Origin of the sequence: Rhodococcus sp. UYP9, assembly GCF_040547235.1 — a bacterium.
In the GTDB taxonomy this organism is placed as follows: domain Bacteria; phylum Actinomycetota; class Actinomycetes; order Mycobacteriales; family Mycobacteriaceae; genus Rhodococcoides.
Genome location: NZ_JBEPPH010000007.1, coordinates 187,216 through 200,628, shown reverse-complemented (window position 1 = coordinate 200,628; position 13,413 = coordinate 187,216). Strand labels below are relative to the sequence as shown.

Sequence of the window (13,413 nt, the reverse complement as noted above, 5' to 3'; positions counted from 1 at the left end):
CCCAGGTCAGGCAGGAGCGGAGCCCACGGAGTGACCCAGGTCAGGCAGGAGCGGAGCCCGCGGAGTGACCGAGATGAACAGGAGTGAGAGCTGGGTGGATCAGGTGGTGAGTTGTTCGACGAGCTCTGCGGCGGTGTCGGCGGACTCGAGGAGTGCCCCTACATGCGCTTTGCTGCCCCGCAGCGGTTCCAGGGTCGGTATTCGTACCAAGGAATCGCCACCGAGGTCGAAGATCACCGAGTCCCAGCTTGCGGCTGCGATGTCGGCCCCGAATTTGCGGAGGACCTCTCCGCGGAAATAGGCCCTGGTGTCGGTCGGCGGGTTGGTCACTGCGTCGAGGATCTGCTGTTCGGTGACGAGACGCTGCATGGATCCGCGCGCCACGAGTCGGTTGTAGAGACCCTTGTCGAGCCGCACATCCGAGTACTGCAGATCCACGAGATGCAGTCGCGGCGCTGACCATCCGAGGCCTTCGCGCTGCCGAAACCCCTCGAGCAGGCGGAGTTTCGCCGGCCAGTCGAGCAGATCCGAGCATTCCATCGGGTCGCGTTCGAGTAGGTCGAGGACCATCGCCCATTTCTCGAGGATGTCCGCAACCCGTGGGTCGTCGTTGCCTTCTCCGGCTACGAACTTGGCGACGCGTTGATGGTAGATCCGCTGCAGTGCCAAGGCAGTCAGTTCTCGACCGTCTGTAAGTGCGACGGTCTGCCGCAATGTCGGGTCGTGGCTGATCTGATGAACTGCGGTGACGGGACGCGCCAGCTGAAGATCCGAGAGGTCGACGCCTGCCTCGATGATGTCGAGGACGAGCGCTGTCGTTCCGACCTTCAAATAGGTCGCCATCTCGGCAAGATTGGCGTCGCCGATGATGCAGTGAAGTCTCCGATACTTGTCTGCATCTGCATGCGGTTCGTCCCGGGTATTGATGATTCCGCGCTTGAGTGTCGTTTCGAGGCCGACTTCTACCTCGATGTAGTCGGCGCGCTGCGAGAGCTGGAAGCCTGCTTCGTCACCGGATTGACCTATTCCTACCCGGCCCGACCCGGTGAAGACCTGACGGGATGCGAAGAACGGAGACAGACCGGCTATGACAGCCGAGAAAGGTGTCGCGCGGGACATGAGGTAGTTCTCGTGAGTTCCGTACGAGGCGCCTTTGCCGTCGACGTTGTTCTTGTACAGCTGGAGTCGCGGGGCACCGGGCACGCTGGAGGCATGCCGTGCCGCGGCCTCCATCACCCTCTCGCCTGCCTTGTCCCAGATGACTGCATCGAGCGGATCGCGTACTTCTGGTGCCGAGTATTCCGGATGTGCGTGGTCGACGTACAGCCGTGCACCGTTGGTGAGAATCATGTTGGCGGCGCCGATCTCGTCGGCATCGATGATCGGTGCGGGTCCGCTGAAACGACCGAGATCGAACCCACGAGCGTCACGCAGGGGTGACTCGACCTCGTAGTCCCAGCGGGTTCGCTTCGCCCGAGGCACTCCGGCCGCGGCTGCATAGGCCAGCACTGCCTGAGTGGACGTGAGAATCGGGTTGGCCGTTGGATCGGTTGGGGAGGAGATTCCGTACTCGACCTCGATGCCAATGATGCGCTCCATACATCCGAGCCTAGGTGATGGCCGGATCTACAATCGAACGACCAGGCCGGTCCGGATCGATACCGTCGCATCATTGCGTCGTAGCACCGAGGGCGAAGTGCCGTTTCCTCGCGTAATCAGAACTGCTCGACGCACCTACCGAACGAGCGGCGTGTGCGTCGAGCAGTTCTGATTGACGATCTTGCTTTCGAGAAACTCGGTTGCTACAGGTACTGCCCCGTGTTCGATTCGGTGTCGATTGCGCGGGAAGCACTTGCGTTCTTGCCGGTGACCAGGGTGCGAATGTAGACGATGCGCTCGCCTTTCTTCCCCGAGATTCGAGCCCAGTCGTCCGGGTTGGTGGTGTTGGGCAAGTCCTCGTTCTCGGCGAACTCGTCGACGATCGAGTCGAAGAGATGCTGAACGCGAAGTCCGGGGGTCCCCGACTCGAGAACAGACTTGATCGCGTACTTCTTCGCACGGTCGACGATGTTCTGGATCATGGCACCGGAGTTGAAATCCTTGAAGTACAGGACTTCTTTGTCTCCATTGGCGTAGGTCACTTCGAGGAACCGATTGTCGTCGCTTTCCGCGTACATGCGGTCCACCACACGTTCGATCATCGCCCGAATGCAGGCAGTCCGATCTCCGCCGAATTCTGCGAGGTCATCGGCATTGACCGGGAGTGAATCGGTCAGGTACTTCGAGAAGATGTCCTGAGCCGACTCGGCGTCGGGGCGCTCGATCTTGATCTTCACATCGAGACGGCCGGGACGAAGAATTGCTGGATCGATCATGTCTTCACGGTTGGACGCACCGATGACGATGACGTTCTCGAGTCCCTCGACGCCGTCGATCTCGGCGAGAAGCTGTGGGACGACCGTTGTCTCGACATCCGAGGACACCCCAGAGCCGCGGGTACGGAAGATGGAATCCATCTCGTCGAAGAACACGATGACGGGCGTACCCTCCGAAGCCTTTTCACGGGCACGCTGGAAGATCATCCGGATATGACGCTCGGTTTCACCGACGAACTTGTTCAGCAGTTCGGGACCCTTGATGTTCAGGAAGAACGATTTTGCTTCCTTGGCATCCTGGCCGCGAGATTCGGCAATCTTCTTCGCGAGCGAGTTCGCGACGGCCTTGGCGATCAGAGTTTTACCGCAGCCGGGTGGGCCGTAGAGCAGTACTCCCTTGGGTGGCCGCAGGGAGTACTCGCGGAACAGATCCTTGTGAAGGAACGGAAGCTCCACCGCGTCGCGGATCTGCTCGATCTGGCGGCCGAGACCACCGATATCCTCGTATCCGACGTCCGGCACTTCTTCGAGCACCAAATCCTCGACCTCGGCCTTGGGTACACGCTCGAACGCGTACCCGGCTTTGGTATCGACCAGGAGCGAATCGCCGGGCCGCAGTTTGCGGGACGGCTCGTCCGGATCTTGGGGAAGGGTGTCGTTGACCATGTCGAACAGCGGCTTTGCGAGCCACACGACTCGCTCTTCGTCCGCGTGACCCACGACCAGAGCGCGGCTGCCGTCACCGAGCAACTCTCGGAGCGAACAAATCTCCCCGACTTGCTCGAACGATCCCGCCTCGACGATCGTCAGTGCCTCGTTCAACCTCACCGTCTGGCCGGGTGCGAGTAAGACTGCCTCGACGTTGGGCGAACACGTCAGCCGCATTTTGCGACCGGAAGTGAACACGTCCACCGTGTCGTCCTCGTGCACTGCCATCAAGATGCCGTAACCGCTGGGGGGTTGTCCGAGCCGATCGACTTCTTCGCGCAGCGCGATGAGTTGCTGACGCGCCTCCTTGAGGGTGTCCATCAATTTCGAGTTTCGTAGCGACAGCGAGTCGATACGGGTCTCGAGTTCGCGGACACGCTCCGGTGATTCCCCGAGTTGACCGAGTTGTCGCCGTAATGCCGCAGCCTCGGTACGTAGCTCGTCGAGTTCCGCCCGTGCCGCAGCCGATTCTGGATTGTCTGTTGAGCTCATGAGCGACTCCTCCCAGTCCGATCTTTCAACGCTACCGGCACAGCGACCAAAGCGCGTGTGGACGCGTTCGAGTGTTGTCGGCCGGGTGACGAATGGAGCCATCGAAGACTACGTAAAGCCATGTTAGCCTCGCCTGACCTCGTGACCCGAGAGCCCCGCCAGAAAGAGGCTCCACCAGTGCCGATGCGAGGTTTCGCGGTGCTGATTGCACCCGCACAACAGGGATGGCCGTTGCCGGTTCAGCGACAACGAAGGTTCCGATCACGCTGATCACAGTTCGGACTCCACCGTCGAGACACCCGACAACAGCATCCAGCGCGTGCGGCGCCGACAGTCACGCAACTTCGACCTGGCATTGGGCCAGGAGCCTTCACCGAGAGCCGTCAGCCCTTCCCGGATCGACGCTGCGGCTTCGGGGTAACGGTCCCGGCTGCCAGTTTGCGAGCACTGATCAAGAATGCGGTGTGCCCCTGCATACGATGCTCGGGCCGCACAGCCAATCCCACAACGTGCCAACCGCGGACGATGGACTCCCACGACTTCGGTTCGGTCCAGCATTCTTGGCCGCGCAGAGCTTCGACGACGCGTGAGAGCTGCGTTACCGTCGCGACGTAGACGATCAACACCCCGCCAGGGACGATCGCATCCGCGACGGCCGGCAGGGCATCCCACGGCGCGAGCATGTCGAGAATCGCGCGGTCCACCGTCTCACCTGGATGATCCGCGGCGAATTGATCGATGTCTGCCACCGTCAAATCCCAGTTCGACGGCCGCTCACCGAAGAAAGTTTCGACGTTCTTCACGGCATAGTCGGCGTGGTCCTGCCTGATCTCGTACGAGATGACGGTGCCCTCCGATCCGACCGCCCGAAGCAGCGAACACGTCAGTGCGCCGGAACCCGCTCCTGCCTCCAACACGCGTGCACCGGGAAACACATCGCCCTCGTGGACGATCTGCGCAGCATCCTTGGGGTAGATGACCTGTGCGCCGCGCGGCATCGATAGGACGTAGTCGGTCAACAGCGGGCGCAGCGCCAGGTATGGCGTGCCGTTCACGGACGTGACTACGCTGCCCTCGTCGGCACCGAGGAGCTTGTCGTGGGTGATTCCGCCGCGGTGAGTATGGAACTCCTTGCCGGGCTCGAGTACCACCGTGTAGTGCCTGCCCTTGCCGTCGGTCAGCTGGACTCTGTCGCCGGTGCGGAACGGTCCGCTCCTGGCGGGTCCGGCATTCTCGGTGGGCTCAGGAGCTGCATCGTGTGCGGGAGCTGGGTCGGATACAGGAGCTGGGTCGGATGCGAAAGCCTCCTCGGATGATTCGATTTCGCCCGAAGACACGCTCTCGTCCGAAGACACAGCCATTCCCACTTTCTAGTACTTGCACCTCAACCATCCGCCCGCGCGTAAATCTGCATGGGAAGGCGGCCGCCGATCCGAGAATTCGGAAGCGACTCGACCGCCCAGACTACGGCCTTCCCCGATTCTGTCGGGGCAGGGGCTTACCCTGCCCTATGTGAGTATTTTGGAATTGCCGGCGCAGCCACGTCCGCGTCGGAGTAGGCCCGCACTGTCGCCCTCCCGCGCGAACGACTTCAAACAGTGTCCTTTGCTCTACCGATTTCGAGCAGTGGATCGTCTTCCCGAGAAGTCCACCACAGCTCAAGTCAAAGGAACCGTCGTTCACGCTGCACTCGAAGCGCTGTACGCAATGCCCACCGAAACAAGGGATTCCGTCGCTGCGGTCGAGTTGGTGTCCCCCGCGTGGGATCGGGTGCTCGAAGAATCACCGGAACTCGACGCACTGTTCGAGGGTAAAGATCGCGAGGCACTCCTCGACCAAGCGCGGACGCTGGTGGCCGGGTACTACGAGATGGAAGATCCGACCAGATTCGATCCGGAGTCCTGCGAACAACGAGTGGAGATCGAACTGTCCGACGGCACTCCTCTTCGCGGATTCATCGATCGAATCGATGTTGCACCCAATGGCATGATCCGCGTCGTCGACTACAAGACCGGTAAGTCTCCTCGTGAGTTCACCGAGGCCAAGGCCCTCTTCCAGATGAAGTTCTACGCACTGGTGATCATGCGTATGCGCAGCGTAGTACCCTCCCAGCTCAAATTGATGTACCTGGGCGACAAGAAGTCGCTGACCTACACACCCGACGAGGAAGAATTGATTCGGTTCGAACGGATGCTGTCGGCGATATGGAAAGCAATTCTCGAGGCAGGGCAGTCCGGCGACTTTCGACCGAAAAAAACCAAACTGTGCGGGTGGTGCGATCACCAGGCCCTGTGTCCAGAGTTCGGTGGTACTCCCCCGGTCTATCCAGGGTGGCCTGACGAACTTCAGGACCGGAACTTGCTCGTGTCGGAGATGAGCCTGTGACCTCGAGCGAGCACACCCCGAACTCCGAGACCCCCGCTACCGAGACCGAGCCGGAGGCATTCTTCGTGCCCCTCGGTCTCAATGCCCGAGGCAACGAGGTGTTCTCCACGACTCGTCGTACGGTGAGCTTGTGGGCACCGACCATGCAGCACGGCGCACCCCCGTCAGCCTTGCTCGTTCGCGCTCTCGAGCGCGTCTCACCGCGCGAGGACGTACGCGTGAGCCGGGTCGTCGTCGAATTGCTCGGCCCGGTGCCCATCTCGGACATCGAGGTTCGTTCCTGGGTCGATCGACCGGGCGCGAACATCGAACTTGTCGTCGCCGAATTATGGGCTCGGTCTCCTGACCGTGTCGATCAGAACGGTGTCGTCCGCGAGGGTGTCGAACGCGCGGTTGCCCGGGGCACAGCGTGGCGCATGACCACCGTCGACACCTCGAGCGAGTCCCACCAAGCCGACGCGTCCTTGAAACCCCTGTCGGAGGGGACAAGTCACAACTGGGGAGGAATGTGGAAGTCCGGGTATCTCGACAATATCGAGATCTTCGCGCTCACCGAACTGGGCGGTAACGGACCGGGGCAGGTATGGGCAAGGCCTACACCGGCTTTGGTATTGGGCGAAGAGATGACGCCCCTCGAAAGACTGTTCTCGATTGCCGATATCGCAAACGGTATCGGTGCCAAACTCGACCTGAACCGGTGGACCTTCCTCAATACCGATCTCACCGTCCACATCTTCCGCGTACCGGAGGGTGATTGGGTCGGGATTTCGGCCGAGACGTCCACCGGACCAGATGGGTTCGCAATGTCTGCGGGTGTGCTGCACGACGAACGAGGGCCGATCGGACGTATCGCACAGACAGTGCTGGTCAGACCGCGCCCGTAGGGACGAGAGCCGACCGGTCAGAAGGCGCGGCAGGACCTGATGTCCGAAGCGAGAATAGCTTTGGCTCCCAGGTCCGCCAGCTCGTCCATGACGCTGTTGTGCACCTTGCGAGACACCATTGCCCGCACGGCTACCCAGTTGTCGTCGACCATCGGCGAAAGCGTCGGGGATTCGATGCCAGGCGTGATTTTCACGGCTTCGTCGAGGATGGACTTCGGGCAGTCGTAATCGAGCATGAGGTATTGCTGAGCGAACACGACACCCTGCACGCGAGCGATCAACTGCTTGCGAACCTTGTCGGTGTCCTCGCTACCTGCCCGCGAAATCAGCACACCTTCCGAATCGCACAGGGACTCACCGAACGCGACCAGATTGTGTTGCCGCAAGGTGCGACCGGAGCCCACGACGTCGGCGATGGCGTCGGCGACACCGAGCTGGATGGAGATCTCGACGGCGCCGTCGAGTCGAATGACCTCTGCCGTCAGTCCGCGACGAGCAAGGTCTGCACGTACGAGATTCGGGTACGAGGTTGCGATTCGGAGTCCGTCGAGGCTTTCCGCAGTCCACTCTTTTCCTGCCGGCGCAGCGTATCTGAAGCTGGATCGCCCGAAACCGAGGGCCAAACGCTCATCGACGGGTGCACCTGAATCGAGAGCGAGATCGCGGCCGGTGATGCCAAGGTCGAGTTCGCCGGAGCCGACGTAGATAGCGATATCTTTCGGGCGCAGAAAAAAGAACTCGACCTGGTTGGCTGGATCGAGGACCGTGAGATCACGAGCGTCGGTCCGGCGCCGATAGCCGGCCTCCGACAGAATCTCAGCGGCAGATTCGGAGAGCGAGCCTTTGTTGGGAACTGCTACACGCAACATGGAGTTTTCCTGTTCGGGGGTGTCGGTCGGGATTCGTCGGGGCGGAGCTCACAGATGTCGGTAGACATCTTCGAGTTCGAGGCCCTTACCCACCATCAACACCTGAACCCAATACAGAAGCTGAGAGATCTCCTCGGCGAGCGCTTCGTCGCTCTCGTGTTCTGCGGCGATCCACACTTCGCCTGCTTCTTCGAGGATCTTCTTTCCTTGCGCATGCACGCCTGCATCCAACGCAGCGACGGTGCCGGAACCCTCAGGACGTGTCGCGGCGCGATCGGTGAGCTCGGCGAACAGGGATTCGAAGGTCTTCACGGGTTGTGATTCTTTCATGACGAAGTAGTGGAACGCGCATCGCACCACGCCGACGAGAGTTCGTCGGCGGTGAGCCCGACGAGCGAGCTGCGTACGACATAGCCCGCACGAGGGGTTACTGCGAGTTCGGAGGGCACATAAAGCACGGAACAACCTGCGCGATGAGCGGACAACGATCCGGTCGGTGAGTCCTCGACAGCGAGACAGTCCTCCGGAGCGACACCGAGCAACGATGCCCCGCGGAGATAGGGCGCAGGATGCGGTTTGCCGGCCTCGACTTCGTCGCCGCTCACCGTGGCGTCGAAGTAGTCACGGCCGACGGTGTCCAATGCGTACTCGACCAGACCCCGCTCGGTGTTGGTCACCAGAGCAGACCCGAGACCGAGATCGCGGACCAGCGCAAGAGCGTCCTTGGCACCGGGGCGCCACGAGATTCCCTCGGCGAACAATACAGCGACACGGTCGGTGAGCCAGTTCCTTGCGGTGGCCAGCGACTGGTCGGTCACCTCGGTACCGGTGTGGGCGAACACTGTGCGAAGGGCGTCCTGCATCGAATTTCCGAGTGTGCTCTCGCGGACCTCCGGCGTCAGTTCACGCCCGAGTTCGAGGGACAGTTCCTCGACCGCGACGTCCCAGATCTTCTCGGAATCGAGCAAAGTTCCGTCCATGTCCCACAGCACAGCCCGCAGACGGCGGTCAGAAGAGTCAGACATTGAAATACTTGGCCTCCGGGTGATGAAGAACGAATGCGTCCGTGGACTGCTCTGGATGCAGTTGTAGTTCTTCCGACAGCTTGACGCCGATCCGTTCGGGTTCGAGAAGTGCAGCCAACTTGATACGATCCTCGAGGTCCGGGCACGCACCGTAGCCGAACGAGTAACGCGCACCACGGTATTCGAGCTTGAAATACCCCTCGGCCTCGGTCGGGTCCTCGGCCGCAACACTCGCGCCACTGGAAAGCTTCAGTTCTTCACGGACGCGGCGATGCCAATACTCGGCGAGTGCCTCGGTCAGCTGCACACCGATGCCATGCACTTCGAGGTAGTCACGGTAGGAGTCCGCAGCGAACAGTTCGTTGGCGAAATCCGCGATCGGCTGCCCCATCGTGACCAGATTCATCGGAAGGACATCCACCTGACCAGATTTCGTGGCGTCTTCCCGCGACCGAATGAAGTCGGCGATGCACAGGAATCGATCGCGATTCTGACGTGGGAAGGTGAACCGGAATCGTTCGGGCGCATCGACGCGCGGCTCGGTCAGTACGACGACGTCGTCACCTTCCGAGACCGCCGGGAAGTATCCATAGACGAGAGCGGCATGCGCGAGAATGCCGTCGGTGCTGAGCCGATCCAGCCAATACCGCAGTCGCGGTTTGCCTTCCGACTCGACGAGGTCCTCGTACGTTGCTCCTTCGCCCTTGCGTGCACCACGCAAACCCCACTGGCCGAGAAAGAGTGCACGCTCGTCGAGGAGTTCGGAGTAGTCGGACAACGACACGCCCTTGACGATGCGAGTCCCCCAGAACGGCGGAGTCGGAGTCTCGATATCCGTCGCGACGTCCGAACGCTCCGGCACCACGATAGGAACCTCGTTCGCCTTGCGCTGCTCGGCAATTCGACGTGAACGTTCGTGGCGGGCCTTGCGCTCTTCGGTTTTCGCCTTGGCCGCCAACGCCTCCGGGCTGTCCGGCGCCGGCCCACCTCCACGCTTGGTCGTCATGATGGTATCCATCAGGCTCAGACCCTCGAACGCGTCGCGGGCATAGTGGACGTCACCTTGGTAGACGTCCTGCAGATCGTTCTCGACATAGGAGCGCGTCAAGGCTGCGCCACCGAGCAGCACCGGAAACTTCTCGGCGACTCCCCTGTTGTTGAGCTCGATCAGGTTGTCCTTCATGACAACCGTGGATTTGACCAGCAGCCCCGACATACCGATGACGTCGGCACGCTTGTCGATCGCCGCTTCCAGAATAGTCGCGATCGGCTGTTTGATCCCAAGGTTGACGACCTCGTACCCATTGTTGCTGAGAATGATGTCGACGAGGTTCTTGCCGATGTCGTGAACGTCGCCCTTGACGGTGCCGAGGACGATCCGCCCCTTCCCGTCGTCGTCCGACGCTTCCATGTGGGGTTCGAGGTACGCGACAGCGGCCTTCATCACCTCAGCGGACGCCAACACGAACGGGAGTTGCATCTGACCGGAGCCGAACAACACACCCACGGTCTTCATGCCCGACAGGAGCGTTTCGTTGATGATCTCCAGCGGCGGCTTTTCCTTCATCCCCGCATCCAGATCTGCTTCGAGTCCGTTGCGTTCGCCGTCGACGATGCGCCGCTCGAGCCGCTCGAACAGCGGCAATCGGCCAAGTTCTTCGGCACGAGATTCCCGCGCCGACGCCGCCGAAACCCCTTCGAACAGCTGCATGAGCTTCTGCAGCGGGTCGTATCCCTCGGATCGACGGTCGTAGACCAGATCGAGTGCGATCTCGCGATGCTCGTCGGGGATCTTGTTCATCGGCAAAATCTTCGACGCGTGCACGATGGCCGTGTCCAACCCTGCCTGGGTGCACTCGTGCAGAAACACCGAGTTGAGGACCTGCCGTGCAGCGGGATTCAAACCGAAAGAGATGTTCGATAATCCGAGCGTGGTGTGAACCCGGGGATAGAGTTTCTTGAGCTGACGGATGGCCTCGATCGTTTCGATTCCATCGCGTCGAACTTCTTCCTGCCCCGTGGAAATCGGGAAGGTGAGGGTGTCGACAATGATGTCTTCCTGACGCAGACCCCAGTTGCCGGTGATGTCCTCGATCAGGCGTGCGGCGACGCGGACCTTCCACTCGGCGGTGCGTGCCTGACCTTCTTCATCGATGGTCAACGCGACGACAGCAGCGCCGTGCTCCTTGACGAGCCGCATGATCTTCTGAAAACGCGAGTCCGGGCCTGCTCCGTCTTCGTAGTTGACCGAGTTGACTGCGCTGCGGCCACCGAGATGCTCCAATCCGGCTTTCAGTACGGCAGGTTCGGTCGAGTCGAGCATGATCGGCAACGTGGATGCCGTCGCCAGCCGACTGGCGAGTGCAGCCATATCAGCGGCCCCGTCCCGGCCCACGTAGTCGACGTTCAGGTCGAGCATGTGTGCGCCGTCGCGAGTCTGGTCCTTGGCGATGTCGAGGCACTTCTCGTAGTCCTCGGCGAGCATCGCGTCGCGAAAAGCTCTGGAGCCGTTGGAATTAGTACGCTCGCCGATCACCAGGATGCTGGAATCCTGTTCGAAGGACACAGCCGAATAGAGTGAGGAAACTCCGGGTTCCGGGGTGGGCGTGCGCTCCGCCTGGCGGGTGCCGTGAACGAGATCGGCGACCTGACGAATGTGCTCGGGCGTCGTTCCGCAGCATCCGCCGACCAGCGACAGACCGTATTCGGAGACGAAGCCGCTCAGTGCGATCGCCAGCTCGGGTGCGGTCAGTGGATATTCGGCTCCCCTGGCTCCCAGAGTGGGCAGCCCGGCGTTCGGCATGACGGACACCGGCAACCGCGAGTGCTTCGACAGATGCCGAAGATGCTCACTCATCTCTGCGGGTCCAGTTGCGCAATTGAGCCCGATCATGTCGATACCGAGCGGCTCCAGCGCAGTCAGCGCGGCGCCGATCTCACTTCCGACGAGCATGGTGCCGGTGGTTTCGACGGTGACGTGCGTAATGATCGGAATGCGCGCACCCAGCTTGTCCATCGCGTGTTGGCTTCCGATGATCGCCGCTTTGACCTGTAGCAGGTCCTGGCAGGTTTCGATGAGAATTGCATCGGCACCGCCGTCGATCATGCCGAGCGCGGCCTCGGTGTATGCGTCACGTAGGCGCGCGAACGGCGCGTGACCCAGCGTGGGAAGTTTGGTACCCGGGCCCATCGAGCCCAGCACGAATCGGTCCATCCCGTCACGGCCGGGGCCCATCTCGTCGGCCGTTTCGCGCGCGAGGCGTGTCCCCTTCTCCGCCAGCTCGCGGATCCGATCCTCGATGTCGTAGTCCGCCAGGTTCGGAAGGTTGCAACCGAAGGTGTTGGTTTCGACGGCGTCTGCGCCCGCATCGAAGTAGGCGCGGTGGATCTCACGAAGTACATCGGGACGAGTGTCGTTGAGAATTTCGTTGCAGCCCTCGAGACCGATGAAGTCGTCGAGCGTCAATTCGGCGTCCTGCAACATAGTCCCCATCGCACCGTCGCCGATGACAACGCGCGAACGAATCGCTTCCAGCAGGCCGGTCTTATGTAGCGCAGGCATTGCTACAGCCTAGTGGTCACACAGCGATACCCAAGACGGGCCGGGCTGGTCGTAGGCTGTCGTGGTGAGTCCCCGAAACAGCGACGGCAATATTCCAGCTGACAACAACGTCACAGAACGCGACAATTCAGACAACGCTGCAGAAGCGCTGCTCGAAGCCGTCTCCGACGCTGTGTCCAATGCCACATCGTTTTCCGTCCCCGAAGACGAAAATTCGGACGTCGAGCCGGATCTTCCCACGCTGCGCGATCCGATCCTGGTGGCCGCATTCGAGGGCTGGAACGACGCGGGCGACGCAGCGAGTGGCGCCGTCGAGCATCTGGAATTGATCTGGGATGCCAGTCCGTTGGCTGAGCTGGACTCCGAGGACTACTACGACTACCAGGTGAACCGTCCGACGATTCGACAGGTCGAGGGTGTCACGAGAGAAATACAGTGGCCGTCGACGCGCTTGTCGGTGTGCTCGCCCCCCGGCAGCAGCAGGGACGTCGTGTTGCTGCGCGGTATCGAACCCAACATGCGCTGGCGGAGCTTTTGCGACGACCTGCTCGAGTTCATCGAGCAACTCGGCGTGGACACCGTGGTCATCCTCGGCGCTCTGCTCGCAGACACCCCGCACACCCGACCGGTACCGGTGACGGGAAGTGCGTACAGCGTCGAAGCCGCCGAACGTTTCAACCTCGAGCAAACTCGTTACGAGGGGCCGACCGGCATCACCGGTGTCCTACAGGACGAATGCGTCAAGGCAGGCGTTCCGGCCGTCTCGTTCTGGGCAGCCGTGCCGCACTACGTCTCGCAGCCACCCAACCCCAAGGCGACCGTGGCGTTACTCCAGCGCGTCGAGGACGTACTCGATATCGAAGTTCCGCTCGGTGAGCTCCCTTCCCAAGCCGAGGACTGGGAAGAAGCCGTCAACGAGATGACCGCGGAGGACGAGGAAATCAGCGAATACGTTCGAACGCTCGAAGAGCGCGGAGATGCCGAGGTGGACATCAGTGACGCGATCTCGAAGATCGACGGCGACGCCATCGCGGCCGAGTTCGAGCGTTACCTCCGACGTCGCGGACCCGGGAACTTCGGGCTCTAGCGGTAGTCGGTCCGGGGCGCAGTTGC

General features: G+C 61.5%; 10 protein-coding genes. 3 read left to right on the top strand and 7 right to left on the bottom strand.

The window, feature by feature from the left end; translation table 11 throughout:
* Positions 1 to 99 precede the first annotated feature (99 nt).
* The 3 genes from dop to ABIB36_RS19125 form a co-directional block, all read right to left on the bottom strand.
* Positions 100 to 1,599: a depupylase/deamidase Dop gene (dop, locus tag ABIB36_RS19135; protein ID WP_084348892.1), complete on the bottom strand. Its 1,500-nt coding sequence runs from the start codon at positions 1,597 to 1,599 to the stop codon at positions 100 to 102.
* A gap of 203 nt (positions 1,600 to 1,802) precedes the next feature.
* Complete coding sequence (gene arc / locus ABIB36_RS19130; protein WP_084348891.1) at positions 1,803 to 3,575, bottom strand: proteasome ATPase; 1,773 nt, start codon at positions 3,573 to 3,575, stop codon at positions 1,803 to 1,805.
* Between the two features lie 383 nt (positions 3,576 to 3,958).
* Entirely contained in the window at positions 3,959 to 4,936 is a 978-nt protein-coding gene (locus ABIB36_RS19125; RefSeq protein ID WP_256895940.1) for a tRNA (adenine-N1)-methyltransferase, read from the bottom strand.
* A 151-nt stretch (positions 4,937 to 5,087) separates the two neighbouring features.
* Between ABIB36_RS19125 and ABIB36_RS19120 the strand changes: the two genes are divergently transcribed.
* Positions 5,088 to 5,960, top strand: a complete 873-nt coding sequence (locus tag ABIB36_RS19120; RefSeq protein WP_084348890.1) for a RecB family exonuclease — start codon at positions 5,088 to 5,090, stop codon at positions 5,958 to 5,960.
* Positions 5,957 to 6,844 (top strand): thioesterase family protein, encoded by an 888-nt coding sequence (locus ABIB36_RS19115; RefSeq protein WP_084348889.1) that lies wholly within the window; start codon positions 5,957 to 5,959, stop codon positions 6,842 to 6,844. The genes ABIB36_RS19120 and ABIB36_RS19115 overlap by 4 nt, the downstream gene beginning before the upstream one ends.
* Before the next feature lie 17 nt (positions 6,845 to 6,861).
* Here ABIB36_RS19115 and hisG read toward each other — a convergent pair whose 3' ends face one another.
* Genes hisG through metH form a run of 4 tightly spaced genes read right to left on the bottom strand, consistent with a single transcriptional unit; the run spans position 6,862 to position 12,300 of the window.
* The gene (gene hisG / locus ABIB36_RS19110) at positions 6,862 to 7,713 is read right to left on the bottom strand and encodes an ATP phosphoribosyltransferase (RefSeq protein WP_084348888.1); all 852 of its coding nucleotides are present in this window, start codon (positions 7,711 to 7,713) and stop codon (positions 6,862 to 6,864) included.
* Between the two features lie 48 nt (positions 7,714 to 7,761).
* Entirely contained in the window at positions 7,762 to 8,043 is a 282-nt protein-coding gene (locus tag ABIB36_RS19105; protein WP_179142431.1) for a phosphoribosyl-ATP diphosphatase, read from the bottom strand.
* A complete protein-coding gene (locus ABIB36_RS19100; RefSeq protein ID WP_084348887.1) occupies positions 8,040 to 8,738 on the bottom strand; it encodes an HAD family hydrolase in 699 nt (232 codons plus the stop codon). The genes ABIB36_RS19105 and ABIB36_RS19100 overlap by 4 nt, the downstream gene beginning before the upstream one ends.
* The gene (gene metH / locus ABIB36_RS19095) at positions 8,731 to 12,300 is read right to left on the bottom strand and encodes a methionine synthase (RefSeq protein ID WP_084348886.1); all 3,570 of its coding nucleotides are present in this window, start codon (positions 12,298 to 12,300) and stop codon (positions 8,731 to 8,733) included. Before metH ends, ABIB36_RS19100 begins: the two co-directional genes overlap by 8 nt.
* A 172-nt stretch (positions 12,301 to 12,472) precedes the next feature.
* Between metH and ABIB36_RS19090 the strand changes: the two genes are divergently transcribed.
* Complete coding sequence (locus ABIB36_RS19090; protein ID WP_354562562.1) at positions 12,473 to 13,387, top strand: PAC2 family protein; 915 nt, start codon at positions 12,473 to 12,475, stop codon at positions 13,385 to 13,387.
* The last annotated feature ends 26 nt before the right edge of the window (positions 13,388 to 13,413 follow it).

Excerpts from the sequence above, each read along its gene's own strand:
- dop (WP_084348892.1), bottom strand. The coding sequence starts at position 1,599 with ATGGAGCGCATCATTGGCATCGAGGTCGAGTACGGAATCTCCTCCCCA.
- arc (WP_084348891.1), bottom strand. The coding sequence starts at position 3,575 with ATGAGCTCAACAGACAATCCAGAATCGGCTGCGGCACGGGCGGAACTC.
- ABIB36_RS19125 (WP_256895940.1), bottom strand. The coding sequence starts at position 4,936 with ATGGCTGTGTCTTCGGACGAGAGCGTGTCTTCGGGCGAAATCGAATCA.
- hisG (WP_084348888.1), bottom strand. The coding sequence starts at position 7,713 with ATGTTGCGTGTAGCAGTTCCCAACAAAGGCTCGCTCTCCGAATCTGCC.
- ABIB36_RS19105 (WP_179142431.1), bottom strand. The coding sequence starts at position 8,043 with ATGAAAGAATCACAACCCGTGAAGACCTTCGAATCCCTGTTCGCCGAG.
- ABIB36_RS19100 (WP_084348887.1), bottom strand. The coding sequence starts at position 8,738 with ATGTCTGACTCTTCTGACCGCCGTCTGCGGGCTGTGCTGTGGGACATG.
- metH (WP_084348886.1), bottom strand. The coding sequence starts at position 12,300 with ATGCCTGCGCTACATAAGACCGGCCTGCTGGAAGCGATTCGTTCGCGC.